Consider the following 23,662-nt stretch of genomic DNA (forward strand, 5'->3'; position numbering starts at 1 on the left):
TTGTCCTTTTCAAACCGTGATCAGAAGTTCGCACCGACGCTGAGGGACAGGAAGTCGCGGTCGGTCAGGGTGTTGTAGTGGCCACCGAAAAAGTCGGTGTAACTGAGGCTGGCGGTGTAGGTGTTTCGGTAGTCGGCATCGACACCGATGCTCACCGCCTTGGCGCCTTCGTTGAACAGGCCGTTGGGGCCGTAGCCTTTCACGTCATGGGACCAAGACAGGTTCGGCTTGAGGTTGACCCCGGCAAACACGTTGCTGTAGTCGAGGATCGCCCGGGCGCGGTAACCATAGGAGGTGGCGGTGACAAACCCATCGGTATCACCTTGGTAGCCGTAAACGCCGTAAACCGAATCACGCCCATAGCGCAGCTTGCTCTTGGATTCCAGGCCCGCCACATAGGTGACGCCCGCCTCGCCCACCAAGGTCAGACGGTCAGCGCCCAAGACCTGATCGAAGAACTGAGTAAAGGTGGTTTGAGCCTGGGTGATTTGCTTGCGGCGGTAGCCTTTGTTGTCGGCGCCGGCAGAGGAACTGATGACCGAAGTTCCGGGAGTTGCCGGGTTAACCAGCGCCAGCGTCAGGTCGGTGGTGTTCAACTGCACAGGGGCGTTGGGCCGGTAGCTGATTTCGCCGCTCCACGCCGTGCCGGTGGGCAAGGTGGTCGAGAAGCTGGCGCCGTAGAGGCGAATGTCTTCCGGGTATTCGAGGTAGTACTGGCCACGACCAAGCATGACGCTTGATTTGAGCGACGGCAGTAACGCCGCAGGGACAAACCCTGCCATACCGGCCAACGCATTCAGCGTGCCCTGCCCGGCACTGGTGGTACCCACCGTCGGTGTACGGCTGTGGTAATTCATGAAATACAACGCGTACTCAGTGTCGTCCCCCAGCCAGCGCAAGGCACCGCCAAACTGGCCGCCGTCGCGGGCCTCACGGTCCTTACCACGCTGTACCACAATCCCTTCGTTGGTCACTGCAAAGCCTTGCCCGAAAGCCCTGGCCAGCGGCTGGAACCCCGCCGCCGCCGCAGTCCCCACGGTGTAGTTGTTGTTACAACCGTGGGCTACTACGTCATTGCCAAAGAACGTCCCGCAGTTATCCACCACGGTGTTTTCCCAGTTCAACTGGTAGAAGCCTTCCACGGTCAGTTGGTTGGTGAGGCTCTGCGAAGCGAACAGCATGTTCACCGGAATCAGCCCTTCCTTGATCTCCGCACCTGGGCGGCGGAAGGCCGAGACATCGATGGGGTTGATGCTATTGATGGAGTTGCCGATAAAGGTGCTCTCGCCCCAACTGACCACTTGCTTGCCCACGCGCACGTTGCCCGGCAGGTCGGCGATGGAGTAGTTGTGATAGACAAAGGCATCGAGCAATTCGTAGCCGGAGGAGCGTGCGCCTTCATCGCGATGGTGATTGCTGATCTGCTTGAACTCGCGGTCTTCGTCCTGCAACTCAAAGTCGTACCAATACTTGCCGCGCACGAAGACGCCGCTGTCACCGTACTTGAGCTCCAGGTCGTGAATGCCCTTGAAAATCTTGGAGAAGGTCTCGCCCTTCTTGAAGTTCAGCCGCCCGTCATCCCCGGTAGACGCCTGCCCCGTACCGCCATTGGTCACGCCCACCAGCTTCTTGTCGGCATCGCGCATGCCCCAACTCGCGCCGACCGACAGCGAGGAGTCGAATTGCCCTTCGATCTCGCCAATGTTGAACGAAACAGCCTGCGCCTGGGCGCAGCAACCCAGTGCAACCGCAGCCGCCAGCGCTTGCGGCGTGAAGATGGCGCGCATTGTTGTTTTTGTCATGCGTCTTCCCCGGTGAGTGACAGAAGGCCCCACCCTACTGCCGCACATCAGGAGCGATAAGCGCACCAAAGGGGTATTCGTGCTGTCGCTCAAAAGGATTAGCCGGCGCTCTGGCCGGGGTTTTCGCGGGGGCATGGACCGGGTGGATGGCGGGTTATCAGGGGCATGGATGGTGCGCCGCGCAACTATTGCCAATTCAGTAACAGTCCTTGTCCCGATCCGCTATTACTCATTCTGTTACAACCGAATATGCTTACCGGGCTTTCAGGGCGAACCGCCCGCTTCCGCAACCGGAAGAACAGCTGGATTCAAATGGATTGAGGCCTGTTTTCAATCTGTTATCGGTGTTCACTGACGTTGATTTGTCGCTCCTTGATCCAACGTCTTACTTCGGCCGCTGCCTGTGCAGCGGCCTTTTTTATGCCCCAAATAAAACGGGGCGCTCTCAGCGCCCCGTGGGATTCAACCGTGTTCCAGCAACGATCAGAGGCTGAACTTCTGTAAGTTGGCCATCATCTCCTTCAATGCTTCGATGTTGTCCTTGGGGTGCGCCGCGCCGTGGAAGTCGCAGATCTGCGCCCAATGCGCCGCCACATCGTCAGGGGAGAAACCGGCCTCGGGGTCAAAGCCCACGCCCAGGCTGCGCTCCCAACGGGTCTTGCCGATCCATCCGCCGCCCACCTCGAACAACCCCGAGGTTTCCTGGCACGCCTCGCTGCCCAGGTACACCACCAAGGGGCTGACCAACTCCGGCTTGAGGCGCTCGAACACTTGCGGCGGGATCAGGCCTTCGGTCATGCGCGTGCCGCCCGTGGGGGCAATGGCGTTCACCAGGATGTTGTTCTTGCGCCCTTCCAGCGCCAGGGTGCGGGTCAGGCCATACAAGCCGAGCTTGGCCATGCCGTAGTTGGACTGGCCGAAATTGCCGTAGATGCCCGAGGTGGAGGCGGTGAAGATCACCCGGCCATAGCCTTGCTCACGCAGGTGCGGCCAGGCGGCGCGGGTGACTTTGTAGGCGCCTTCGACATGCACCCGGTAAACCAGGTCCCAGTCGCTGTCGTCCATTTTGTGGAAGGTCTTGTCGCGCAGGATGCCGGCGTTGTTGACGACCACGTCGATGCGACCGAAGGCGTCCAGCGCGTTCTGTACGATCTTGTCGCCGTCGGTGACGGAATCATGGTTGGCTTCGGCAATGCCGCCCGCTTCGCGGATTTCGGCGACCACGCGGTCGGCAGCGGAGGCATTAGCGCCCTCGCCCTGGGTAGAGCCGCCCAAGTCGTTGACCAGCACCTTGGCCCCATGCCTGGCGAACAGCAGCGCATGGGCCCGGCCCAACCCGCCGCCGGCACCGGTGACGATCACGACCTTATCCTGGAACTGCACTGACTCACTCATACCGAACTCCGCTGGCGACAATGGGAATGGGTTGAGTGTCAGGCACAGCGCCTGCGGTCACAATAAAGTCGCCCGAGGCTGAATGGTGCTCGATAAGGCAGCGGGATAATTGTGCCGCTCAGGAATAGGCAACCCGAGGCGCCGGATGGCCAATACGCTCGCGAAACGCCAGGTAATGCTTGAGCACCTGCACCGGCGCCTCAATCTGCGGGTAGTGGCCGATGCCTGCCAGCAGCACCGTGTCAGCGTGCGGTACCAACTGGTGATAACGCTCCACCATGTGCGCGCCGGAGATCGGGTCGACCTCACCGTCGATCACCCGCAAAGGCACGTCGCCACGCTGCATCGCCGCGACCCATCGCTCACGCTGGCGACGGCGCTGGGGAATGTAGGCGATCAATTTGTGCAGGATGCGCGTGCCGTCGTTGCAGTGGATCAGGCTCCAGAAGTCATCCAGGGCGCTTTCGCTGGGCCGGGTGTGGGGTCCGAAAATCTGGCTGAAGCTGTTCGACAACGCGTTGCGCCCAAAGGCGCGACCAATCATCCAGCCCAGGGGGCTGAGCAGCAGTTTCTGTACCAGGGCCGGGCGATGGGTTTCGGGAAACAGGCCGCCGTTGAGGAACACGCAACTGGCCATCTGAAACCGGCCTTCGTAGTGCCGCGCCAATAATTCCTGGGCGACGCTGTCACCATAATCATGGGCCAACACGTGCACCGGCTGTTCCACCCGCAGATGGTCGAGCAAGGCCTGTTGCAAGTCAGCCTGTTCCAGCAGGCAATAGTCGTGATCCAGCGGCTTGGCGGATTCGCCGAACCCCAGCATGTCGCACGCGATCACCAGGTTGCGCTGGGCCAGGGGCTGCCACAGGTAATGCCAGTCCCAGCTGGCGGTGGGAAAGCCGTGAATCAACAACAGCGGTTCGCCTTGCCCGGCCACCCAGTAACGGATCGTGCGGCCACGGAAGTCGAAGGCCTGGCTGCGCTTGCGCCAGGCTCTGAGCGGGATCTCGGCGAGTGGCATCAGCTTTTATACCCCGGGTCTTGGCTGTCCAGCTTACGCAGCAGCGCCGGCCAGGCCAGCGCGCCTCCCATACCTTGGGCGCTCTTTGTGACAGCCGCCACCATCGCCTTGGCCCCGGCCAGGATCTGCGGCCCGATGGCAATCAACTCGGCCCCGCCGTTTTGCGCCAGCACCTGGATTTCGCAGGCGCGCTGGAAGGTGAACATCATCAGGAAAGTGTCGGCAATGCTGCTGCCGCAGGTGAGCAAGCCGTGGTTGTGCAGCATCAGGAAGCTGTTTTCGCCCAGGTCGGCCTGCAGGCGGGCTTTCTCTTCGTGGTTCAGCGCCACGCCTTCATAGGCATGATAGGCCAGGCTGGACAGCACGAAGATCGATTGCTGGCTGATCGGCAACACGCCCTGCTTCTGTGCGGCGACCGCCACACCTGCTGCGGTGTGGGTATGCAGTACGCACGTCACATCGTGGCGCACTTCATGGATGGCGCTGTGGATGGTGTAGCCCGCCGGGTTGATCTCGTAGGGGCTGTCCATCAGCTTGTTGCCGGCCTGGTCCACCTTGACCAGGCTCGACGCCGTGATCTCATGGAACATCAGCCCATAGGGGTTGATGAGGAAATCATCGGTGCCCGGCACCTTCGCCGAAATATGGGTGAAGATCAGGTCGTCCCAGCCATGCAGCGCCACCAGGCGATAGCAGGCTGCCAGGTCGACACGGACTTGCCATTCGGCAGCGCTGACCTGGTCTTTGACATTCTGTGGCGTTAGAACGGGGGCTAGGCTCACGGCAATGACCTCCTTGGCGCACTTCTTAATTATTGTTTTTTTCGGTGATGAGCCAGTCTAGTCAGACACCCCGGCCACCGTAGTTGCCTTGGCAGCCAGCTTGATGACCGTGCGAGTCAGTCAGAAGAATAGTCCAAATGGCGTCAGAGAAGCGCCGCCAATAAAGGCACGGCGAACAGGTTGAGCAGCCCGGTCAGCACCATCACTAGGCCCGCCACCGAACCCTCTTCGCCGCCCACTTCCCGCGCCCGGCTGACGCCTGCGCCATGGGCACCCACGCCAAACAGGGCACCCCGCGCCAGTGGTGTGCGCAACGGCAACCACTTGAGCAGCACGCCGCCGAGCATGGCGCCGAACACACCGGTGAACATCACGAACACAGCGGTGAGTTCCGGCACGCCGCCGAGGTCGGAACTCACCGGCATGGCAAACGGCGTGGTGATGGAGCGCGGTACCAGGGACATTGTCACCGAGCTGTCCAGCGCCAGCGCCTTGGCCAGGCCGAACGAGGTGGCGATGGACGCCGCGCTGCCCGCGATCATCCCCAGCAGCAACGCCGACCAGTGGCGTGCCAGCAACCGGCGCTGTTGCCAGATCGGCACGGCGAACGCCACGGTGACCGGGCCCAGTACCAGCATCAGCCAATGGGTGTCGGCGGCGTATTCGGCGTAGGCCGTTTTCATCGGCACGGCCACCGCCAGCAGCAACACCGGCACCAGAATCAATGGCGACAACAGGTAGCGCCCGGTGCGGCGGTAGATCCAGCGGCTGAAGATGTAGGCACCCAGGGTCAGTACGAGCCAGAACACCGGCATCAGCTCAAGCTTCACGGCGCATTCTCCAGCGGCACACCAGCTCGACGGTAAACGCGGTCACCAGCATCACCGCCAGCGTGCTGAAGCCGATCACCAGCAGGATGCGCCAGCCGTCGTTGCGCAACAGGCCGCCGTAATCGAGCAGGCTCATCAAGGCCGGGATAAAGAACAGCAGCATCTCCGCCATCAACACCCCGGCGCCCAGTTGCAGGGCCGCCGGCTTGACCAGCCCACTGGCGAAGGTCGCCAGCAACAGGCCCAGGCCCACTACGCCGCCCGGAATCGGCCAGGCCAGCCATACGGCCAGTTCACACCCCAACAGGTAGATAGCCAATAGCACGACCAACTCCGCCAGCAGACGGCCGAGGTGTTTGAAGGTGAAACGTTTCATGGGCTTGGGTTCCTCGCAGAACGCCATTTTAAAGAGGCCATGCCCATCCCCACAGCGAATTGTTAGACTGCCAACTATTCCAAACTGGAATCACGCCCCATGGAATTCAAACAGCTGCGCAGCTTTGTCGAAGTGATCCACCGTGGAGGTTTTACCCAGGCCGGTAGAACCCTGCACATCAGCCAATCGGCCGTCAGCAAACAGGTCGCGCAGTTGGAGGAAAGCCTGGGCACTCCCTTGCTGGAGCGCACCGGCTCGCAGATCCGCCTGACCGCCGCCGGCGAGGTGGTGCTGCAGCGGGCCGAGGCCATGCTGCGCCTGCAGGCCGAGTTACTCAGCGAACTGGATGACATGCAGCAACTGACCCGCGGCGAGTTGCGCCTGGGCCTGCCGCTGTTGGCGGGAGACACGTTGTTTGCCGGGCTGTTTGCCGAGTACCGCAGGCGCTACCCGAACGTCACCATTCAATTGCTGGAGGGTGGCAGTCGTACGATCGAGCAGGCGATCCTCAGCGGCGAGCTGGACGTGGGTGGCAGCCTGATGCCCAGCGACCCGGCCTTTGCCTGGCAAGCGTTCTGCGATGAACCGCTGGATGCCTTGCTGCCGATGGACCATCCCTTGGCGGACAATGCCCAGGTCCGTCTTGAGGAATTGGCTGACACGCCGTTCCTGATGTACCAGCGCAGTTTTGTGCTGAACGATCGGCTGATGCAGGCCTGCCAGCAATTGGGTTTCACCCCGAAGGAAATCGGCCGCAGCGGGCAGGCAGATTTCCTCGTGGCGCTGGTGGCGGCCGGCCAGGGCGTGGTGTTGCTGCCCAGTGTGGTCGCCCGTGGGCTGGTGCGACCAGGGGTGGTACGCCTGACGCTCAAGGCGCCGGAGTACCTGCGCTGGGACATCGCCTTTATCTGGCGTGAGGGCGCCTATCTGTCCAAAGCCGCCCAGGCCTGGCTGGCGTTGCTGCGCGAGTTTCCGGTCAGCCGCGCAGTGCAGTGACCAGCTCCGCCAGCCACGGCTCGGCGTCAGCTTCGGGGGTGACGCTTTCGCTGGCGTCCAGGCGCAGCATTGGCAGCACTTCGCGCACACCCAACTCGCCGAACAGCTCGCGCATTTGCTCGCCGCCTCCGCAGAAGGTATCGCCATAGCTCGCATCACCCAAACCGATCACCGCGCCTGGCAGGCCACGCCAGGCGGCAGGCAACTGGTCGCGGATGGACGAGTACAGCGGTTGCAGGTTGTCAGGCAACTCACCCATGCCGGTGGTGGACGTCACTGCCAGGAACGCCTCGGGGGCGAAAGCCTGCACGTCGGCCAAGGTCGCACGCGGGTTGTGCCAGGCGTCAAAGCCGGCGGCCTTGAGGATGCCGGCGGCGTGGCGGGCGACTTCTTCTGCGGTGCCGTAGACCGAGCCGGAAAGGATGGCGACTTTCATCAATCTGATCCTGTAGTTGAGCGAAAGCGTGGGATATTAACAGCTGGCGCAAATATTTCGGCGTGTACCGTGCAACATTCAAGGCGTGCCATAAACTCCACATTCCAGAACTCGCCATAGAACGCTCAATGATCAACGCCCACCTGATGCAAATGGTCATCAACGCCTCCAACGACGGGATTGTCGTCGCCGAACGGGAAGGCAAAGACAAACCGCTGATCTACGTCAACCCGGCTTTCGAACGGATGACCGGCTATGACCTGGACGACATCCTGTACCAGGACTGCCGCTTCCTGCAGTCGGGCGACCGAGACCAGCCGGCCCTGATGGCCATTCGCGAGGCCCTCGACAGCGGCGGCAGTTGCCGGGAAATCCTGCGCAATTACCGCAAGGACGGCACCCACTTCTGGAACGAGCTGTCGATTTCGACGGTTTTCAACGAGACCGACAAGCAGACTTATTTTGTGGGCGTGCAAAAAGACGTGACCGCCCAGGTCAGGGCACAGCAGCGCGTTGCACAGCTGGAAGCACAGGTGGCCGAGCTGAAAGAGCAGGTGGCCGCCCTTCAGGCGACGAGTGGAATCAACAAATTGTAGAAAACGCGGTCTTTAGAGCGATAATGGCTTTTTAATGTCTCACCGTGAGCACCCTCATGCATCGCGACGCTCTACTGACCCAGGACGAACTGGACTTCATCCAGAACATGCAGCACAACCCGCAGCTCAACTTGCGGGACGCATCGTCGAGCCTGACCGTCAACGGCGGCGCGCAGATTCGTGATTTGCTCACCCGGCTGGCCGCTCACGACCACCTCACCATCCAGGCCCAATTCGACAACCAGCAACTGACCTTTCCCCTGCATCTGGTGGAAGATGAGTTTCACGCGGTGCATTTGCGCCTGGGCGTACCCAGCATCTTCGAAGACGGGCCGATGATCCGTCCGTGGCGCCTGGCACTTGAAACACCGGTGGCACTGGAAAACGTCAGGGGCAGCCCTGGCGCGCTGTGGGTGCATGAAGTGTCATTCAAGGGGGTGCTGGTGGAAATCCGTGGCCGGATCAAACCGCCAAAATCCTTTTCCCTGTGGTTCAGCCCGTCCGGGTACGAGCGTATCGCGCTGCGCGGCACGCTGGAGCGGGAAACCGCCCGCGGCTTGTTCGCTTACCGCCTGAGCCAGGGCGACGCGGATGAAACCGAGCGCCTGCGCCAGTTCATCCTGCACCAGCACCGCCTGGTGCATCCACAGGTCCACGCCTGATATCAGGTATCCAGCCGGCCGCCGAGAAACTGCTGCAAGCGACGCGGCATCAGCCGTGCGTCATTGCCCAGACAGCCAATCGACGACCCGTTCAAGCTCGTTTCTGCCAAGTCTGATGCATCACCGGCCAACAGCAACGGGCAATCCAGGGTCATGGCAAGGCGCTTGAGGCGCGACGGCAATTCGCTGCCTGGGAAACGATTGGAAAACAGCACCAGAGCCTGAGGCCGGGTCTTTTCGCAGACCAGCGTCAGCTCATCGAAGGGCTGGCCAACCCCCAGGACTTTGACCGCGAGGCTTTCCGTCGACATCAACAAGCCTGCAACCAATAACTCCAGCTCGCGGCATTCCCCGGCGATGGCGGATAACAACACCCTGGGCGCAGGCGTTGCCGTCGCCATTTGTAGGCGTTGCGCGGTACGTGAACGCAGGAAGTTGTCGAAGAACAGCCATTCGCTGGCCTGGCCGAAGCCACCGTGGTGACGCAGCAGTTGTTGCCACAGCGGCATCAGGATGTCCTGGAACACCACGGCCATGGAGTAGGCCGAGAAGATCTGGCCGTATAGGCGGTCAAGCTGGCGGTCATCGAATGCGCTGATGGCCTGGCGCAATTGCACTTGCCATTGGCGCCACTCCAGCTCGGTATCGACACGCGAAGCGCTGATCGGCTGGCTGCTGGCGTCATCTCGCGCCAGGATCTTGCCCACCTTGCTCACCGCGACGCCGCGCTCGATCCAGTCGAGGATGCGATGCACGGTGTCGATATCGGTGCTTGAGTACAACCGATGCCCACTTTCGGTGCGCACAGGCTGGATCAACCCATAGCGTCGCTCCCAGGCACGCAGCGTGACCGGGTTTACGCCGGTGAGCCTTGCGACTTCGCGAATTGGAAACAACACCACATCGTCAGCCTGGCTGTCTTGTGTGGTTTCACGCTGTGGGGCAATGATTTCGGGCATCAGAGGTCGGAAAGATCCGTGCAAATGTGGATCCTATTTAACGCCCATTGCCGTCGCCGGTTCAAGGTCTGCGGCGATCTGTCCGAAGTCTCTGGCGTATTTGGATAAAACAGGAATAATCCTTGCCTGTTTTTACGTGGCAGCCCCACCCGGCCGCTACGTTCGTGCGCCGCCTACCCGGCCCAGCGCACCTGATTACTCGGAGATACACAATGTCTACCTCACCCGTCACCCTGATGGTTGCGCGCCGCGTGGCCAAAGGACGCTATGAAGAATTGATGACCTGGCTGCGCGAAGGCGAGCAACTGGCCACCGACTTCCCCGGCTACCTGGGCTCAGGCGTGCTCGCACCGCCGCCCAACGACGACGAATTCCAGATCATTTTCCGTTTTGCCGACGAGAAAACTCTGCATGCCTGGGAGTTTTCCGCCTCCCGCAGCGCCTGGCTGGACCGAGGAAGCGAACTGTTTGCCGACCCGTCCGAGCATCGCGTGAGCGGCATCGATGGCTGGTTCGGCGCCGCAGGCGCGCGACCGCCGCGCTGGAAGCAAGCCGTGGCGATCTGGCTGGCGTTTTTCCCGGTGTCGCTGATTTTCAACTTTGTACTGGGCCCGTTGCTCGGCGAGTTGGACCTGCTTCCCCGCGTACTGGTCAGCACCCTGGCGCTCACGCCACTGATGGTTTACCTGTTCATTCCGCTGTCGACTCACCTGCTGGCCAACTGGCTGCATCCCGCCCCCACACCGCGCAAGGCCACCGAAGCCGCCGCGTGAGTACAGGGGACCCGGTCGCTGGTATGATTTGAGCCTGCCAGCGAATCGAGCCCCCCATGACTGCAACAGACGCCCCGATCCTGATCACCGGTGCCGGCCAGCGTGTCGGCCTGCATTGTGCCGAGCGCCTGCTGGATGACGGCCACTCGGTGATTTTCAGCTACCGCAGCGAACGCCCCGGCGTACACACCCTGCGCGAGCGGGGCGCGGTGGGCGTGTTTGCCGATTTCTCCAGCGAGGCCGGGATCCTGGCCTTTATCGCTGAGCTGAAGACTCACACCGACAGCCTGCGCGCGATCATCCACAACGCCTCGGCGTGGGTTGCAGAAGCCCCAGGCGACGAGAGTCGCGCGTTCAGCGACATGTTCAGCGTGCACATGCTTGCGCCCTACCTGATCAACCTGCATTGTTCACCCTTGCTGCAACGCTCGACACCGGCGGACATCGTGCACATCAGCGATGACGTGGTGCGCAAGGGCAGCCGCCAGCACATCGCCTACTGCGCCACCAAGGCCGGGCTCGACAGCCTCACGTTGTCGTTCGCCGCGCAGTTCGCGCCGCTGATCAAGGTCAACGGCATCGCCCCGGCGATGGTGATGTTCAACGAGGGCGACGACGCGGCCTACCGCGCCAAGGTGCTGGCCAAATCGGCCCTGGGCATCGAGCCCGGGCCCGAAGTGATCTACCAGAGCGTGCGTTACCTGCTGGATAACCCTTATGTCACTGGTACCACCCTGACCGTCAACGGCGGGCGGCATATCAAGTAAGCCGTTTGTGAGGATGTTGTATGACCTTGTCCCTGCCCCAACACTACCGCGAGATCCTCAAAAGCCTGGGCGAAGACCCGGAGCGCGAAGGGTTGCTCGACACGCCCAAGCGCGCCGCCAAGGCCATGCAGTACCTGTGTCATGGCTACGAGCAGAACCTGGAAACCATCGTCAACGGCGCGCTGTTCACCTCCGACAATGACGAGATGGTGATCCTCAAGGACATCGAGCTGTATTCGTTGTGCGAGCATCACCTGCTGCCCTTCATCGGCAAGGCCCATGTGGCCTACATTCCGACAGGCAAAGTGCTGGGCCTGTCGAAACTGGCGCGCATTGTCGACATGTACGCACGGCGCCTGCAGATTCAGGAAAACCTCACGCGGCAAATCGCCGACGCCATCCAGAGCGTCACCCAGGCGGCCGGTGTGGCGGTGGTGATCGAGGCGCAGCATATGTGCATGATGATGCGCGGCGTGGAAAAACAGAATTCAACCATGAACACCTCGGTGATGCTCGGCGCGTTCCGCGAGTCGAACACCACGCGCATGGAGTTCCTGCAACTGATTGGACGGAGCAAGTAGCAATGCCACAACTTCAACCAGGCATGGCGCGCATCCGGGTCAAGGACCTGTGCCTGCGCACATACATCGGCATCAACGAAGATGAGATCCTCAACAAGCAGGACGTGCTGATCAACCTGACCATCCTGTATGCCGCGCAGGAAGCCGTGCGTGACAACGATATCGATCACGCGCTGAACTACCGCACCATCACCAAGGCGATCATTGCCCACGTCGAAGGCAACCGCTTTGCCTTGCTGGAGCGCCTGACCCAGGAACTGCTGGACCTGGTGATGAGCAACGAGTCCGTGCTGTATGCCGAAGTCGAAGTGGACAAGCCCCATGCGCTGCGCTTTGCCGAGTCGGTGTCGATTACCCTGGCGGCCAGCCGCTAACCCCTGAACCTGCGTGAGCCCTATGAACGATCAACAACGCCTCGAACTCGAAGCCGCCGCCTTCCGCCGGTTGGTGGCGCACCTGGACAGCCGCAAGGATGTGCAGAACATCGACCTGATGAACCTCTCGGGCTTCTGCCGCAACTGCTTGTCCAAGTGGTACAAGGCCGAGGCCGACGAACGCCACATCGAGCTGAGCCTCGATGACGCCCGCGAAGTGGTGTACGGCATGCCGTACGCCGAATGGAAAGCCCACTACCAGAAAGAAGCCAGCGCCGACCAACAGGCGGCGTTTGCCAAAGGAAAACCCCATGACTGACTTGAACACCCTGCGCGCCAGCCTCAACAGCGGCGAACACGTTTTTGCCGACACCCTGGCGTTTGTCGCTGCCGGTTACGACTACCAGCCGCAAGCGTTCACCAACGGTCCTGTGGATAACGCGGCCGGGCAGAACGAAGGCTCGTGCAAGACCCTGGGCCTGGCGTTGCTGGAAGGTTTGAACGACCAGGAAGCGCTGCTGGCGTTTGGTGAGCATTACCGTTCGGTGGTGGCCACGCCGGAAGGCAGCGACCATGGCAACATTCGTGCGTTGATCGCGCACGGCCTGGCCGGTGTGAAGTTCACTGCACAGCCACTGACCCGCAAATTCTGAGTCAGACATAGATAAAAATGTGGGAGCGGGCTTGCTCGCGAAAGCGGTGGATCAGTCGACTTATTCGGTGACTGACACTCAGCATTCGCGAGCAAGCCCGCTCCCACATTTGAACTGCGGTGATCATCAAATCACGCGCATAAAAAACCGGCCTCTCAGCCGGTTTTTTTATTTCAACGGGTTTAGAACGCAGCGTCCTTCAACCCATCGAGGTAACGCTCGGCATCCAGGGCTGCCATGCAACCGGCGCCGGCCGAGGTAATGGCTTGGCGGTACACGTGGTCAGCCACGTCACCGGCGGCGAAGATGCCCTCGATGTTGGTGGCAGTGGCGTTGCCTTCACGGCCGCCCTGCACCACCAGGTAGCCGTCTTTGGCTTCCAGCACGCCTTCGAACAGCGACGTGTTCGGGGTGTGGCCGATGGCGATGAACACGCCGTCGACTTTCAGTTCGTCGAAGCTGCCGTCGTTGTTTTTCAGGCGGGCACCGGTCACGCCCATGTTGTCGCCCAGGACTTCGTCCAGGGTGGCATTGAGCTTGAGGATGATCTTGCCTTCAGCGACACGGGCGTGCAGCTTGTCGATCAGGATCTTCTCGGCACGGAAGGTCTCGCGGCGGTGAACCAGGGTCACGGTGCTGGCGATGTTGGCCAGGTACAGTGCCTCTTCCACGGCGGTGTTGCCCCCGCCGACCACGGCGACCGGCTTGTTGCGGTAGAAGAAACCGTCGCAGGTTGCGCAAGCGGAAACGCCCTTGCCCATGAACGCTTCTTCCGATGGCAGGCCCAGGTAGCGAGCGCTGGCGCCGGTGGCGATGATCAGGGCGTCACAGGTGTAGACGCCGCTGTCGCCGGTCAGGCTGTAAGGCTTCTTGGAAAAGTCGACCTTGTTGATGTGGTCGAAGACGATCTCGGTTTCGAAGCGCTCGGCATGCTCTTTCATGCGCTCCATCAGCACCGGGCCGGTCAGGCCATGGACGTCGCCCGGCCAGTTGTCGACTTCGGTGGTGGTGGTCAACTGACCGCCCGCCTGCATGCCGGTGATCAGCAGCGGCTTGAGGTTGGCCCGGGCAGCGTAGACCGCAGCGCTGTAACCGGCAGGGCCGGAACCGAGAATAATCACTCGCGAATGACGGGTATCAGACATGACTCACTCCTATCGACCACCCGGGCAACAGGGCGGCTGGAATAAAAAAGGACCGCGAAGCACTTGGGGAAGGCTTGAACTCGCACGTCCTGAAAATAATGGGTGCAGCGTATAGAGGGGGGCAAGATTAAGGAAATACGGAATAACAATCCAGCTCATAGGTGGTCTCTATGCAGTCGACCCGGTTGATCGATGGGTTTGTTACTGCTGATGTCGTGACTTTCGCCTGTTCAGCAAAGCCGGTAAGGTCGGCGCGTTCGTCCCTTTGCTCGGAGTTCTCCATGCCCGCCCCTGCTCTTTCCGGCCCGCAATACCTGCGTGAAGGCCTCAAACTGGTGCTGAGCCCTGGCCTGCGTCTGTTTGTGCTGCTGCCGCTGGCGATCAACCTGGTGCTGTTCGTCGGCTTGATCTATTTCGCCGGCCACCAGTTCAGCCTGTGGGTCGACCATTTGATGCCGACGCTACCCAGTTGGCTGGGTTTTCTGAATTACCTCTTGTGGCCACTGTTTGTGGTGCTGGTGGTGTTGATGGTGTTTTTCACCTTCACCATGCTGGCCAACATCATCGCCGCGCCGTTCAACGGTTTTCTCTCGGAGAAGGTTGAGGTGGTGGTGCGCGGCACGGATGACTTCCCAGCCTTCAGCTGGGGCGAACTGATCGCCATGGTGCCGCGCACCCTGGCCCGCGAAATGCGCAAGCTGGGCTACTTCCTGCCACGGGCCATCGGCCTGTTTATCCTGTCGTTCATCCCGGTGGTCAACTTGGTCGCCGCACCGCTGTGGCTGTTGTTCGGCGTGTGGATGATGGCGATCCAGTACATCGACTACCCGGCCGACAACCACAAGCTGGGCTGGAACGAAATGCTCGCCTGGCTGCGCCAGAAGCGCTGGCAGAGCATGAGCTTCGGCGGGATTGTCTACCTGGTGCTGCTGGTGCCGGTGGTCAACCTGCTGATGATGCCGGCGGCAGTGGCCGGGGCCACGCTGTTCTGGGTGCGCGAACAAGGTGCCGAGGCGATGGCACAGAAGAAAAAAGTGACCCCGTCATAAATCCATCATCCCGATGACACAATGACGACATGGCCCACGGTGACACTGTGGGTCATGACGACAGCCTCGCTTCACATCACCCTTATTACCGAAACCTTCCCGCCAGAAATCAACGGGGTGGCCAATACCCTTGGCCGCCTGTGCGAGGGTTTGCGCGCGCGCGGCCATCAAGTCGAGCTGGTACGCCCACGCCAGGGCAGCGACCAGAGCCGCCCCAGCGACGACGAATTGCTGCTGTGTCGTGGCTGGCCATTGCCGGGTTACCCCGGCCTGCAATGGGGCCAGTCGTCTATGCACAAGTTGCTCAGGCGCTGGACGCGCCAGCGCCCGGATGTGCTGTATATCGCCACGGAAGGGCCACTGGGACTGTCTGCCCTGCGCGCAGCCAGGCGCTTGGGCATCAGCGTGGTCAGTGGCTTTCACACCAACTTCCAGCAGTACTCCAACCAATACGGCTTGAGTGTGTTGAGCCGGATGGTCACCCATTACTTGCGCTGGTTTCACAACCGCTCGACCTTGACCCTGGTACCCAGCGCCAGCCAGCGCCTGGAACTGGAGCGCCGGCACTTCGAGCGCTTGGGCATGCTGTCACGCGGTGTGGACAGCCAGTTGTTCCACCCGGCCAAGCGCGACAGTGCGCTGCGTGAAAGCTGGGCCTTGAACGACGAGCAAACCGCTGTGCTGTATGTGGGGCGATTGGCGCAGGAAAAGAATCTAGGGCTGCTCAAGCGGTGCTTCGAGACGTTGCAAGACACCTACCCCATGCGCCAGATGAAACTGATCATCGTCGGCGATGGGCCGCAACGGGCCACCATGGAGAAGGAACTGCCCGAGGCGATTTTCTGCGGCACCTTGCGCGGTGAAGCGCTGGCGCGGCATTACGCCTCGGGTGACGTGTTCCTGTTTCCCAGCCTGACGGAAACCTTCGGCAATGTGGTGCTGGAAGCCATGGCGTCGGGGTTGGGAGTGGTGGCCTACGACCAGGCCGCAGCGACCCAGCATATTCGCCATGGCTACAACGGTGTGCTGGCGATGCCCGGGGACGAAGGTGCGTTCTGCGATGCCGCCAACTGGCTGTTGGAAGACGCCGAAAGCCTGCGTCGCATGCGCCTCAATGCCCGGCAACATGCCAGCCGGCAAGGCTGGCCGGCAATTATCGAGCAGTTTGAGCGGCAGTTGCGCGGGGTGTGCGGCGAAAACTTTGCGCTTCCTACGCAGCCTTTCGTGCAATGAAGCGTTAAGTCTTTCCCTATGTTTACATCAGGAACTCCGATAGCGCTGAACGCCAATTATTGATACCTGCGATTCAAGCAGGCTCTTCAATTGACGGAGATACGAAAAATGTCAGCTTATGGAATGGGTGTACGTAATGGCGTCAACATGCCAAACGCCGAATGGGCGCGCCAGCAACAAGTCTTGGATAAATCTCGAGCTGAACCCCCTGTCTACGGCCAGCCTGGGCAAGTCGACCCGCATAAAATCGATCGCACTAGAGAGCTGTACAAAGGGCCGCAATATTAACCGCTAAGGCGACAAGACTCCCTGTGCGAGCACAGGGAGTCGAGCCACTTACACCAGGGTCGTCAGCGCTTCACGGCTGAACGGCAGGATCTCACCCTCGCGACCTTCACGCACCTTCAGCGCCCAATCCGGGTCCACCAGCAGGGCACGGCCCACCGCGACCAGGTCGAACTCGTCGTTATTCAAACGCTCCAGCAGCTTTTCCAGGCTGGCCGGTTGCGCGACCTTGTCGGTATTGACCATGAACTGCAGGAACTCGCCATCCAGGCCGACGCTGCCCACGGTGATGGTCGGCTTGCCGGTGAGCTGACGGGTCCAGCCGGCCAGGTTGAGGTCGGAACCTTCGAATTCGGGCTCCCAGAAACGGCGGGTGGAGCAGTGGAAAATATCCACACCTGCATCGGCCAACGGCTTGAGGAACTCACCCAGCGCTTGCGGGGTTTGCACCAGGCGTGCGGTGTAGTCCTGCTGCTTCCACTGGGAGAAACGGAAGATGATCGGGAAATCCGGACCGACAGCGGCGCGGGTGGCCTGGATCAGTTCGATGGCAAAGCGCGAGCGGTTGGCCAGGCTGCCGCCGTATTCGTCGGTGCGCTGGTTGCTGCCTTCCCAGAAGAACTGGTCCACCAGGTAACCGTGGGCACCGTGGATCTCCACGCCGTCCATGCCGATACTCTGGGCATCCTTGGCGGCTTGGGCGAAGGCGTTGATCACGTCCTTGATGTCTTGCTGGGTCATGCCGTGGACGACCACGTTGCCGTCCTTGAGCTTTTCCATCGGACCGTAAGCCGGCACGCTGGCATCCGGCTCGGTACCGATACGGCGCACGCTGCCCACGTGCCACAGCTGCGGGACGATCTTGCCACCTTCGGCGTGCACGGCGTCGACCACTTTTTTCCAACCAGCCAAGGCGGCTTCGCCGTAGAAGTGCGGCACGTTCGGGTAGCCATTGGAAGCCGGGTGCCCCACCACCGTACCTTCGGTGATGATCAGGCCCACACCGGCTGCGGCGCGACGACGGTAGTACTCGATGACTTTGGAGTTGGGTACGCCACCCGGGGAGAACGAGCGGGTCATCGGCGCCATCACGACACGGGTCGACAGTTGCAATGCGCCGAGCTGGAAGGGTTTGAACAAGGCTTGCACAGGCATGGGAGCACTCCACGTCAGAGGGATTTATGATGTGGATAATATGGAGAGTGCAGCGTGTTGGATAGCACTATTGATTTGGGTGATTAAGGGGTAAAAGCGGCGCAATCCTGTAGGAGCCGGCTTGCCGGCTCCTACACAGGGATAGTGTCAGCTCAGGGCTTTTTCGATGGCCTGGACGATGGTGGGATCATCCGGTGCGGTACGGGGAGAGAAACGGGCAAGTACGCGCCCATCCTTGCCCAGCAGGAACTTTTCGAAGTTCCAGGTGATGTCCCCGGGGAATTCAGCGCCCTCGCCCGCCAGCAAGCGGTACAACTGATGACGGTCATGGCCATTGACGTCGAGCTTGCTGCCCAAAGGGAACGTCACGCCGTAGTTCAAGCTGCAGAACTCGCGGATCTCCTCTTCGGTGCCTGGCTCCTGGCCGGCAAACTGGTTGCACGGCAGGCCAAGCACGGTAAACCCCTGATCCTTGTATTGCTGGTAGAGGTTTTCCAAGGCCGCGTATTGCGGGGTCAAACCACATTTGGAGGCCACATTCACCACCAGCACAACGTGCCCCTTGAAGGGCGCCAATGGCAGCTCTTGTCCGTCCAAAGCTTTGAGTTTCAGGTCGTGGAAAGCACTCATGACGAACTCCAGATATCCCATGTTCTTCGCATTGCGGCGCTTCGAGATTACAACCCGCAAGCCTGCAATCATAGACGTCGATGACAAAACTCGCCTGCGGGTTACTGAGCGGTCGGCCAGGGCAGAATCGGTATGGCGGTCACCGCATTTTGCGGGCTGCCTTCGATCAAACGGTCGCTGTACACCAGGTAAACCAGGGTGTTGCGCTTCTTGTCGAGGAAGCGCACCACCTGCATGGTCTTGAACACAAGGGAGGTGCGCTCCTTGAACACTTCGTCGCCATCCTTGAGCTCGCCCTTGAAGCGGATCGGGCCCACCTGGCGGCAGGCAATCGAGGCTTCGGCGCGGTCTTCAGCCAAGCCCAGGCCGCCTTTGACGCCGCCAGTCTTGGCGCGCGACAGGTAACAGGTCACGCCGTCGACCTTGGGGTCATCGAAGGCTTCGACAACGATCCGGTCGTTGGGGCCGACGAATTTGAATACGGTCGACACCTGGCCGATTTCTTCGGCCGAGGCCAGCAGTGGCATGGCCAGCAGCAGGCCGAGCAATCCCTTTATCACGCGCATCGTGTATTCCTTTGGTTAGACCAGGATCAGGTTGTCGCGGTGGACCAACTCAGGTTCCGCCATGTAACCCAATAATCCGACAATCGCATCGGAAGATTGTCCAATGATTTTCTGCGCTTCCAAGGCGCTGTAGTTGGCCAGGCCACGGGCGATCTCACGGCCATCCGGCGCAACGCACACCACCATCTCACCACGGCGGAAGCTGCCCTGCACCAGCTTGACGCCCACCGGCAGCAAACTTTTGTTGCCCTGGGACAACGCCGACACCGCGCCATCATCCAGCACCAGGGTGCCACGGGTTTGCAGATGACCGGCCAGCCATTGTTTGCGCGCCGCCAGCATGCCGCGTTCCGGCGACAGCAGCGTACCGATGCGCTCGCCGGCCTTGAGACGGTCCAGCACACGCTCGATGCGCCCACCCACGATGATGGTGTGGGCACCAGAGCGCGCTGCCAGGCGTGCCGCACGCAGCTTGGTCTGCATGCCGCCACGGCCCAGGGCACCGCCGACGCTGCCGGCCACGGCGTCCAGGGCCGGGTCATCGGCGCGGGCTTCGAAGATCAACTGGGCATCGGGGTTGTTGCGCGGGTCGGCGTCAAACATGCCGTCGCGGTCGGTGAGGATCACCAGCAGATCGGCTTCCACCAGGTTGGCCACCAGGGCGGCCAGGGTGTCGTTGTCGCCAAAGCGGATTTCGTCGGTGACCACGGTATCGTTTTCGTTGATCACCGGGATGACTTTCAGCTCTACCAGCGCGCGCAGGGTGCTACGGGCGTTGAGGTAGCGCTTGCGGTCGGACAGGTCGTCGTGGGTCAGCAGGATCTGCGCCGTGTGGCGGCCGTGCTCGGCAAAGCTGGATTCCCAGGCTTGCACCAGGCCCATCTGGCCGATGGCGGCGGCGGCTTGCAGTTCGTGCATCGCGCTGGGTCGCGCGGTCCAGCCGAGGCGGCTCATCCCGGCGGCAACGGCCCCGGACGACACCAGCACCAGCTCCACACCGGCCTCATGCAAGGCCACCATCTGCTCGACCCAGACGCCCATGGCTGCGCGATCCAGACCTTTGCCATCCGCCGTCAGCAACGCACTTCCGATCTTTACGACCCAGCGCTGCGCACCTGTCACTTTGCTCCGCATCATCTTCAACCTTAGATTGAGGGCTGCGCGACCCAGCGCGGCCCATAACGTTAAACCCGGATACTAAAACGCCGCTCCAGGGAGCGGCGTTCAAGTTTACTGCAACGGATCAGTCGCGCACGTAAATGATTTCCGGACCGTCTTCATCATCCACGTCTTCTTCGTCCCAATCGTCGTCACCGATGTCGTGGACCGACTTCACGCCACTGCGGCGCAAGGCACGCTGGTCGTCCAGGGCCTGCAGCTGGGCGCGGGCTTCGTCTTCGATGCGCTGATCGAGTTCGGCCAGTTCGGCCTTGAACACCGGGTCGGCCGCCAGGCGGTCGGCGCGGTCTTCCAGGTAGCGCATGATGTCGCGGGTCAGGCGCTCGGTGCCTTCTTTGGCGATGGCCGAGATCACGTAGACCGGGCCTTCCCACTCCAGGCGGTCGACGATTTCCTTGACGCGCGCCTCGTGCTCTTCTTCGAGGATCTGGTCGCACTTGTTCAGCACCAGCCAACGATCACGCTCGGCCAGGGACGGGCTGAACTTGGTCAGTTCGCTGACGATCACTTCGGCGGCATCCGGTGCGCTGGTGTCATCCAGTGGCGCCATGTCCACGAGGTGCAGCAGCAGACGGGTACGGGACAAGTGCTTGAGGAAGCGAATCCCCAGGCCTGCGCCATCGGAAGCACCTTCGATCAGACCGGGAATGTCGGCGATCACGAAGCTTTTCCAGCGGTCAACGCTGACCACGCCCAGGTTAGGCACCAGGGTGGTGAACGGGTAATCGGCAACTTTCGGCTTCGCGGCCGAGACCGAGCGGATGAAGGTACTTTTACCGGCGTTCGGCAGGCCCAACAGGCCCACGTCGGCCAATACTTTCATTTCCAGCTTCAGGTCACGCTGTTCGCCCGGCTTGCCTGGAGTGGTCTGGCGCGGCGCGCGGTTGGTACTGGACTTGAATCGGGTGTTGCCCAGACCGTGCCAGCCGCCCTGCACAACCATCAGCTTCTGGCCGGCCTTGGTCAGGTCGCCGATCACTTCCTGGGTGGCAGAGTCGATGATGGTGGTGCCGACCGGTACGCGCAGTACCAGGTCTTCGCCTTTTTTACCGGTGCAGTCGGTGCTGCCGCCGTTGGAGCCACGCTCGGCATCGAAGTGCCGCGTGTAACGGTAGTCGACCAGGGTGTTGAGGTTTTCGTCGGCCATCATGTAGATGGAACCGCCGTCACCGCCGTCACCGCCGTTGGGGCCACCGTTTTCGATGAATTTTTCGCGACGGAAACTCATGCAACCGTTACCGCCGTCGCCTGCTTTTACTCGGATGGAAACTTCATCAACGAACTTCATAACAAAACGCCTCTCGTCGCGTGGACGAGCTTAAGAAACCAAGACATAAGACTCTTGCAAAAATGAGCGTAGCGACCTCAAGCAACCGCCGCAAATGCGGCGGCTTGCGCCCATTACAAACAGCTTTGCAAGAGACTCACCCCACAAACGAAAAAGCCCCGTCGCAAGACAGGGCTTTTCCAGCGATCTCGCAATTAAGCTGCGACAACGCTCACGTAACGGCGGTTGAACGCGCCTTTTACTTCAAACTTGATCACGCCTTCGATTTTAGCGAAGAGAGTGTGATCTTTACCCATGCCTACACCGTAACCGGCGTGGAATTGGGTGCCGCGCTGACGCACGATGATGTTGCCCGGAATGATTTTCTGGCCGCCATACATCTTCACGCCAAGGCGTTTGGCTTCTGAGTCGCGACCGTTACGGGTACTACCACCAGCTTTTTTGTGTGCCATGAGTCAATTCTCCTAGTGAGGAATTAGGCTGAAATTAAGCCTGAATACCGGTGATTTTGATCTCGGTGTACCACTGGCGGTGGCCCATACGTTTCATGTGGTGCTTACGACGACGGAACTTGATGATGCGGACTTTATCGTGACGACCTTGGGAGATCACTTCAGCCACAACGGTAGCGCCAGCAACAACTGGAGCGCCGATGTTCACGTCATCGCCATTGGCGACCAACAGAACGCGATCAAAAGTCACGGATTCGCCAGTAGCGACTTCCAGTTTTTCGATCTTCAGGTATTCACCTGGGGCGACTTTGTATTGCTTGCCACCAGTAACAATTACTGCGTACGACATGGTATTTCTCCGATAATCCTGCTCACCCAGCGCTTTATAAGAAGAGGTATTGGCTGGCATGGCTGCATGGGATGGACGTCCCGAATGCAATTGCGTAAGGCAGGTGCTGCCCAGGAAGTTCAGGGTGCGCGATTGTACGCAAGGTAAAGGGGTGTTGCAAGGGGCCGTCTATCGCGCCTTGACACCCGGGGGTCAGGGTCCTAGCATGCCGCGCAACCCTTCTGGAGCGACTGTCGCTGATGCAACCCCAAGCTTTCTACCGCGCGGTCGCGGACGATTTTAGCGCCGTCGACGGCATCATCAAGCAGCAGCTGACATCTAAAGTGCCGCTGGTCTCCAAAATCGGCGACTACATTACGTCGGCGGGCGGCAAACGCCTGCGTCCTTTATTAGTGTTGCTGTGCGGCAAGGCCCTGGGCCGTGAGGGCGATGACCTGCGCCTCCTGGCCGCCACCATTGAGTTCCTGCACACCGCTACCCTGCTGCATGACGACGTGGTCGACATGTCCGGCATGCGCCGTGGCCGCGAGACCGCCAACGCAATGTGGGGCAATGCCCCCAGCGTACTGGTGGGTGACTTCCTGTATTCGCGCTCCTTCGAAATGATGGTCGAGCTGGGCTCGATGCCAGTGATGAAGATTCTTTCACAGGCCACACGCATCATCGCCGAGGGCGAAGTGTTGCAGCTGTCGAAGGTCCGCGACGCCAGCACCACCGAAGAAACCTACATGGAAGTGATTCGCGGCAAGACCGCGATGCTCTTCGAAGCCTCGACCCACAGTGCCGCAGCGCTGTGTGGCGCCACCGCCGAACAGGCCGAAGCGCTGCGCACCTTTGGTGATCACCTGGGCGTGGCGTTCCAACTGGTGGACGACCTGCTCGACTACCGTGGCGACGCCGAAACCCTGGGCAAGAACGTGGGTGACGACCTGGCCGAAGGCAAGCCGACCCTGCCGTTGATCTACACCATGCGCGAAGGCACACCGGAACAGGCAGCCCTGGTGCGCAAGGCGATCCAGAAAGGCGGGATCGAAGACCTGGAGGCCATCCGTGCCGCCGTTGAAGCTTCGGGCTCGCTGGATTACACCGCTCAGCTGGCGCGTGACTTCGTCGCCCGTGCCATCCAGTGCCTGGAAGTGATTCCAGCCAGCGAATACCGGGACGCCTTGGTCGAGCTGAGTGAGTTTGCGGTAGCCCGCACTCACTGATCCGGCCCTATGTAGGAAAGGGCTTGTGTGGGAGCGGGCTTGCTCGCGAAAGCGGTGTATCAGTCGGTATATGTGCTGACTGAAATCCGCTTTCGCGAGCAAGCCCGCTCCCACATTTAG

General features: G+C 61.0%; 28 protein-coding genes. 12 read left to right on the forward strand and 16 right to left on the reverse strand.

All coding sequences use genetic code 11. The annotated features are described in order from the left end of the window. Positions 1–20: 20 nt before the first annotated feature. From M2394_RS23500 to M2394_RS23525, 6 genes are all read right to left on the reverse strand, one after another. Positions 21–1,787: a DUF1302 domain-containing protein gene (locus M2394_RS23500; protein ID WP_178923691.1), complete on the reverse strand. Its 1,767-nt coding sequence runs from the start codon at positions 1,785–1,787 to the stop codon at positions 21–23. 498 nt (positions 1,788–2,285) lie between these two features. After that, positions 2,286–3,197, reverse strand: a complete 912-nt coding sequence (locus M2394_RS23505) for an SDR family oxidoreductase (RefSeq protein ID WP_178923652.1) — start codon at positions 3,195–3,197, stop codon at positions 2,286–2,288. Positions 3,198–3,315: 118 nt separating this feature from the next. After that, positions 3,316–4,218 (reverse strand): alpha/beta fold hydrolase, encoded by a 903-nt coding sequence (locus M2394_RS23510; protein WP_259174743.1) that lies wholly within the window; start codon positions 4,216–4,218, stop codon positions 3,316–3,318. Further along, positions 4,218–5,000, reverse strand: coding sequence for a class II aldolase/adducin family protein (locus tag M2394_RS23515; protein WP_259174744.1), 783 nt, complete (start codon positions 4,998–5,000; stop codon positions 4,218–4,220). Before M2394_RS23515 ends, M2394_RS23510 begins: the two co-directional genes overlap by 1 nt. 143 nt (positions 5,001–5,143) lie before the next feature. Further along, complete coding sequence (locus tag M2394_RS23520; protein ID WP_259174745.1) at positions 5,144–5,830, reverse strand: LrgB family protein; 687 nt, start codon at positions 5,828–5,830, stop codon at positions 5,144–5,146. Beyond that, complete coding sequence (locus M2394_RS23525; protein ID WP_259174746.1) at positions 5,820–6,206, reverse strand: CidA/LrgA family protein; 387 nt, start codon at positions 6,204–6,206, stop codon at positions 5,820–5,822. The genes M2394_RS23520 and M2394_RS23525 overlap by 11 nt, the downstream gene beginning before the upstream one ends. A gap of 99 nt (positions 6,207–6,305) precedes the next feature. On the opposite strand from M2394_RS23525, the gene M2394_RS23530 reads away from it, so the two are divergent. Continuing rightward, positions 6,306–7,202 (forward strand): LysR family transcriptional regulator, encoded by an 897-nt coding sequence (locus M2394_RS23530; protein ID WP_259174747.1) that lies wholly within the window; start codon positions 6,306–6,308, stop codon positions 7,200–7,202. Here the strand turns inward: M2394_RS23530 and M2394_RS23535 are convergent. Continuing rightward, complete coding sequence (locus M2394_RS23535; RefSeq protein WP_178923646.1) at positions 7,183–7,638, reverse strand: flavodoxin; 456 nt, start codon at positions 7,636–7,638, stop codon at positions 7,183–7,185. The two genes, M2394_RS23530 and M2394_RS23535, sit on opposite strands and share 20 nt — an antisense overlap. Positions 7,639–7,766: 128 nt before the next feature. On the opposite strand from M2394_RS23535, the gene M2394_RS23540 reads away from it, so the two are divergent. After that, on the forward strand, positions 7,767–8,234 hold the full coding sequence (locus tag M2394_RS23540) for a PAS domain-containing protein (protein WP_178923644.1): 468 nt from the start codon (positions 7,767–7,769) through the stop codon (positions 8,232–8,234). Between the two features lie 56 nt (positions 8,235–8,290). Next, entirely contained in the window at positions 8,291–8,896 is a 606-nt protein-coding gene (locus tag M2394_RS23545) for a hypothetical protein (protein ID WP_178923642.1), read from the forward strand. 2 nt (positions 8,897–8,898) lie between these two features. On the opposite strand, the gene M2394_RS23550 is transcribed toward M2394_RS23545, so the two are convergent. Further along, positions 8,899–9,855, reverse strand: coding sequence for a MerR family transcriptional regulator (locus M2394_RS23550; RefSeq protein WP_259174748.1), 957 nt, complete (start codon positions 9,853–9,855; stop codon positions 8,899–8,901). Positions 9,856–10,067: 212 nt separating this feature from the next. Here M2394_RS23550 and M2394_RS23555 point away from each other — a divergent pair, with 212 nt between their 5' ends. From M2394_RS23555 to M2394_RS23580, 6 genes are read left to right on the forward strand one after another with little or no spacing between them, the layout of a single operon-like run. After that, positions 10,068–10,628: an antibiotic biosynthesis monooxygenase gene (locus M2394_RS23555; RefSeq protein WP_178923637.1), complete on the forward strand. Its 561-nt coding sequence runs from the start codon at positions 10,068–10,070 to the stop codon at positions 10,626–10,628. A gap of 56 nt (positions 10,629–10,684) precedes the next feature. Beyond that, positions 10,685–11,395 (forward strand): dihydromonapterin reductase, encoded by a 711-nt coding sequence (gene folM, locus M2394_RS23560; RefSeq protein WP_178923635.1) that lies wholly within the window; start codon positions 10,685–10,687, stop codon positions 11,393–11,395. Between the two features lie 20 nt (positions 11,396–11,415). Further along, complete coding sequence (gene folE, locus M2394_RS23565; protein WP_176996954.1) at positions 11,416–11,976, forward strand: GTP cyclohydrolase I FolE; 561 nt, start codon at positions 11,416–11,418, stop codon at positions 11,974–11,976. Between the two features lie 2 nt (positions 11,977–11,978). After that, entirely contained in the window at positions 11,979–12,350 is a 372-nt protein-coding gene (gene folX / locus M2394_RS23570) for a dihydroneopterin triphosphate 2'-epimerase (protein ID WP_003176029.1), read from the forward strand. 22 nt (positions 12,351–12,372) lie between these two features. Continuing rightward, positions 12,373–12,669 carry a DUF1244 domain-containing protein gene (locus tag M2394_RS23575; RefSeq protein WP_178923633.1) on the forward strand — a complete coding sequence of 99 codons (297 nt, stop codon included), beginning with the start codon at positions 12,373–12,375 and terminating at the stop codon, positions 12,667–12,669. Next, positions 12,662–13,003, forward strand: a complete 342-nt coding sequence (locus M2394_RS23580) for a HopJ type III effector protein (protein ID WP_178923631.1) — start codon at positions 12,662–12,664, stop codon at positions 13,001–13,003. Before M2394_RS23575 ends, M2394_RS23580 begins: the two co-directional genes overlap by 8 nt. Positions 13,004–13,185: 182 nt before the next feature. Here the strand turns inward: M2394_RS23580 and trxB are convergent, their stop codons facing one another. Then, on the reverse strand, positions 13,186–14,148 hold the full coding sequence (gene trxB, locus M2394_RS23585) for a thioredoxin-disulfide reductase (RefSeq protein ID WP_025858049.1): 963 nt from the start codon (positions 14,146–14,148) through the stop codon (positions 13,186–13,188). A 281-nt stretch (positions 14,149–14,429) separates the two neighbouring features. Here trxB and cysZ point away from each other — a divergent pair, with 281 nt between their 5' ends. Both cysZ and M2394_RS23595 read left to right on the forward strand, forming a co-directional pair. After that, a complete protein-coding gene (gene cysZ / locus M2394_RS23590) occupies positions 14,430–15,197 on the forward strand; it encodes a sulfate transporter CysZ (RefSeq protein ID WP_259174749.1) in 768 nt (255 codons plus the stop codon). 54 nt (positions 15,198–15,251) lie between these two features. Continuing rightward, entirely contained in the window at positions 15,252–16,430 is a 1,179-nt protein-coding gene (locus tag M2394_RS23595; protein WP_178923627.1) for a glycosyltransferase family 1 protein, read from the forward strand. Between the two features lie 336 nt (positions 16,431–16,766). Here the strand turns inward: M2394_RS23595 and M2394_RS23600 are convergent, their stop codons facing one another. The 7 genes from M2394_RS23600 to rplU all read right to left on the reverse strand — a co-directional run bounded on the left by M2394_RS23600 (position 16,767) and on the right by rplU (position 22,334). Beyond that, on the reverse strand, positions 16,767–17,870 hold the full coding sequence (locus tag M2394_RS23600; protein ID WP_259174750.1) for an NADH:flavin oxidoreductase: 1,104 nt from the start codon (positions 17,868–17,870) through the stop codon (positions 16,767–16,769). Positions 17,871–18,017: 147 nt separating this feature from the next. Further along, complete coding sequence (locus M2394_RS23605) at positions 18,018–18,500, reverse strand: glutathione peroxidase (RefSeq protein ID WP_178923623.1); 483 nt, start codon at positions 18,498–18,500, stop codon at positions 18,018–18,020. A gap of 101 nt (positions 18,501–18,601) precedes the next feature. Then, positions 18,602–19,066 (reverse strand): CreA family protein, encoded by a 465-nt coding sequence (locus M2394_RS23610; RefSeq protein WP_058425718.1) that lies wholly within the window; start codon positions 19,064–19,066, stop codon positions 18,602–18,604. Positions 19,067–19,081: 15 nt separating this feature from the next. After that, positions 19,082–20,200, reverse strand: a complete 1,119-nt coding sequence (gene proB / locus M2394_RS23615) for a glutamate 5-kinase (protein WP_178923621.1) — start codon at positions 20,198–20,200, stop codon at positions 19,082–19,084. Between the two features lie 109 nt (positions 20,201–20,309). After that, positions 20,310–21,533 (reverse strand): Obg family GTPase CgtA, encoded by a 1,224-nt coding sequence (gene cgtA / locus M2394_RS23620; protein ID WP_176996947.1) that lies wholly within the window; start codon positions 21,531–21,533, stop codon positions 20,310–20,312. A gap of 194 nt (positions 21,534–21,727) precedes the next feature. Then, entirely contained in the window at positions 21,728–21,985 is a 258-nt protein-coding gene (rpmA, locus tag M2394_RS23625; protein ID WP_003176049.1) for a 50S ribosomal protein L27, read from the reverse strand. Between the two features lie 34 nt (positions 21,986–22,019). Further along, the gene (rplU, locus tag M2394_RS23630; protein WP_007950961.1) at positions 22,020–22,334 is read right to left on the reverse strand and encodes a 50S ribosomal protein L21; all 315 of its coding nucleotides are present in this window, start codon (positions 22,332–22,334) and stop codon (positions 22,020–22,022) included. A 239-nt stretch (positions 22,335–22,573) separates the two neighbouring features. Here rplU and M2394_RS23635 point away from each other — a divergent pair, with 239 nt between their 5' ends. Then, the gene (locus tag M2394_RS23635; RefSeq protein ID WP_176996946.1) at positions 22,574–23,542 is read left to right on the forward strand and encodes a polyprenyl synthetase family protein; all 969 of its coding nucleotides are present in this window, start codon (positions 22,574–22,576) and stop codon (positions 23,540–23,542) included. Positions 23,543–23,662 lie beyond the last annotated feature (120 nt).

The organism is Pseudomonas sp. BIGb0164 (assembly GCF_024810135.1).
Lineage (GTDB): Bacteria > Pseudomonadota > Gammaproteobacteria > Pseudomonadales > Pseudomonadaceae > Aquipseudomonas.

Excerpts from the sequence above, each read along its gene's own strand:
- M2394_RS23500 (WP_178923691.1), bottom strand. The coding sequence starts at position 1,787 with ATGCGCGCCATCTTCACGCCGCAAGCGCTGGCGGCTGCGGTTGCACTG.
- M2394_RS23505 (WP_178923652.1), bottom strand. The coding sequence starts at position 3,197 with ATGAGTGAGTCAGTGCAGTTCCAGGATAAGGTCGTGATCGTCACCGGT.
- M2394_RS23510 (WP_259174743.1), bottom strand. The coding sequence starts at position 4,218 with ATGCCACTCGCCGAGATCCCGCTCAGAGCCTGGCGCAAGCGCAGCCAG.
- M2394_RS23525 (WP_259174746.1), bottom strand. The coding sequence starts at position 6,206 with ATGAAACGTTTCACCTTCAAACACCTCGGCCGTCTGCTGGCGGAGTTG.
- M2394_RS23530 (WP_259174747.1), top strand. The coding sequence starts at position 6,306 with ATGGAATTCAAACAGCTGCGCAGCTTTGTCGAAGTGATCCACCGTGGA.
- M2394_RS23535 (WP_178923646.1), bottom strand. The coding sequence starts at position 7,638 with ATGAAAGTCGCCATCCTTTCCGGCTCGGTCTACGGCACCGCAGAAGAA.
- M2394_RS23540 (WP_178923644.1), top strand. The coding sequence starts at position 7,767 with ATGATCAACGCCCACCTGATGCAAATGGTCATCAACGCCTCCAACGAC.
- M2394_RS23545 (WP_178923642.1), top strand. The coding sequence starts at position 8,291 with ATGCATCGCGACGCTCTACTGACCCAGGACGAACTGGACTTCATCCAG.
- M2394_RS23550 (WP_259174748.1), bottom strand. The coding sequence starts at position 9,855 with ATGCCCGAAATCATTGCCCCACAGCGTGAAACCACACAAGACAGCCAG.
- M2394_RS23555 (WP_178923637.1), top strand. The coding sequence starts at position 10,068 with ATGTCTACCTCACCCGTCACCCTGATGGTTGCGCGCCGCGTGGCCAAA.
- folM (WP_178923635.1), top strand. The coding sequence starts at position 10,685 with ATGACTGCAACAGACGCCCCGATCCTGATCACCGGTGCCGGCCAGCGT.
- folE (WP_176996954.1), top strand. The coding sequence starts at position 11,416 with ATGACCTTGTCCCTGCCCCAACACTACCGCGAGATCCTCAAAAGCCTG.
- folX (WP_003176029.1), top strand. The coding sequence starts at position 11,979 with ATGCCACAACTTCAACCAGGCATGGCGCGCATCCGGGTCAAGGACCTG.
- M2394_RS23575 (WP_178923633.1), top strand. The coding sequence starts at position 12,373 with ATGAACGATCAACAACGCCTCGAACTCGAAGCCGCCGCCTTCCGCCGG.
- M2394_RS23580 (WP_178923631.1), top strand. The coding sequence starts at position 12,662 with ATGACTGACTTGAACACCCTGCGCGCCAGCCTCAACAGCGGCGAACAC.
- trxB (WP_025858049.1), bottom strand. The coding sequence starts at position 14,148 with ATGTCTGATACCCGTCATTCGCGAGTGATTATTCTCGGTTCCGGCCCT.
- cysZ (WP_259174749.1), top strand. The coding sequence starts at position 14,430 with ATGCCCGCCCCTGCTCTTTCCGGCCCGCAATACCTGCGTGAAGGCCTC.
- M2394_RS23595 (WP_178923627.1), top strand. The coding sequence starts at position 15,252 with ATGACGACAGCCTCGCTTCACATCACCCTTATTACCGAAACCTTCCCG.
- M2394_RS23600 (WP_259174750.1), bottom strand. The coding sequence starts at position 17,870 with ATGCCTGTGCAAGCCTTGTTCAAACCCTTCCAGCTCGGCGCATTGCAA.
- M2394_RS23605 (WP_178923623.1), bottom strand. The coding sequence starts at position 18,500 with ATGAGTGCTTTCCACGACCTGAAACTCAAAGCTTTGGACGGACAAGAG.
- M2394_RS23610 (WP_058425718.1), bottom strand. The coding sequence starts at position 19,066 with ATGCGCGTGATAAAGGGATTGCTCGGCCTGCTGCTGGCCATGCCACTG.
- proB (WP_178923621.1), bottom strand. The coding sequence starts at position 20,200 with ATGCGGAGCAAAGTGACAGGTGCGCAGCGCTGGGTCGTAAAGATCGGA.
- cgtA (WP_176996947.1), bottom strand. The coding sequence starts at position 21,533 with ATGAAGTTCGTTGATGAAGTTTCCATCCGAGTAAAAGCAGGCGACGGC.
- rpmA (WP_003176049.1), bottom strand. The coding sequence starts at position 21,985 with ATGGCACACAAAAAAGCTGGTGGTAGTACCCGTAACGGTCGCGACTCA.
- rplU (WP_007950961.1), bottom strand. The coding sequence starts at position 22,334 with ATGTCGTACGCAGTAATTGTTACTGGTGGCAAGCAATACAAAGTCGCC.
- M2394_RS23635 (WP_176996946.1), top strand. The coding sequence starts at position 22,574 with ATGCAACCCCAAGCTTTCTACCGCGCGGTCGCGGACGATTTTAGCGCC.